This is a genomic window from Halorubrum sp. ARQ200 (assembly GCF_005435115.1).
Classification (GTDB): domain Archaea; phylum Halobacteriota; class Halobacteria; order Halobacteriales; family Haloferacaceae; genus Halorubrum; species Halorubrum tropicale.
Genome location: NZ_SGTZ01000065.1, coordinates 1 through 438, shown reverse-complemented (window position 1 = coordinate 438; position 438 = coordinate 1). Strand labels below are relative to the sequence as shown.

Below are 438 nucleotides of genomic sequence, written 5' to 3'. Positions count from 1 at the left end.
GTCAGCCACCGCTCACCACCCCCGCGAGCGCGCGGTTGGATCGCGATGGGTGCCGCATCAGTCTTCGTCCTCGTTCTCCTCGGTCACGCCGAGCGGGAGTCCCGGGATGTCCGGCGCGTCGCCGAGTCCTGGGATCGGCAGCGTGTCGCTCGTCTCCGACTGTTCGAGGAACTGCGTGATCATCCAGAACGCACCCAGCACCAACACGACGCCGACGAGGATCGCGAACGGTCCGAACTGCGAGGCTGTCGCCGTCGCCGACGCCTCCGCCGTCGTCCCGATGATCCCCAGCGGCGCGAGGATCGCCGAGTCGACAAACTGCGTCACCGACGACGCCAGCGCGTCGAGCGGCGCGATCACCAGCCCGAACGCGCTATGGATCAAGTTCACGCCGCCGGTCGCGAAGGAGACGAGCGTGCCGAAGATCGCCCCCTGTAG

Annotated in this window: 1 protein-coding gene; it reads right to left on the bottom strand. The window is 68.3% G+C overall.

The window, feature by feature from the left end:
• Nucleotides 1-57: 57 nt before the first annotated feature.
• The coding region (locus EXE50_RS17045) for a hypothetical protein (protein ID WP_137705654.1) at nucleotides 58-438 on the bottom strand (381 nt) is incomplete at its 5' end.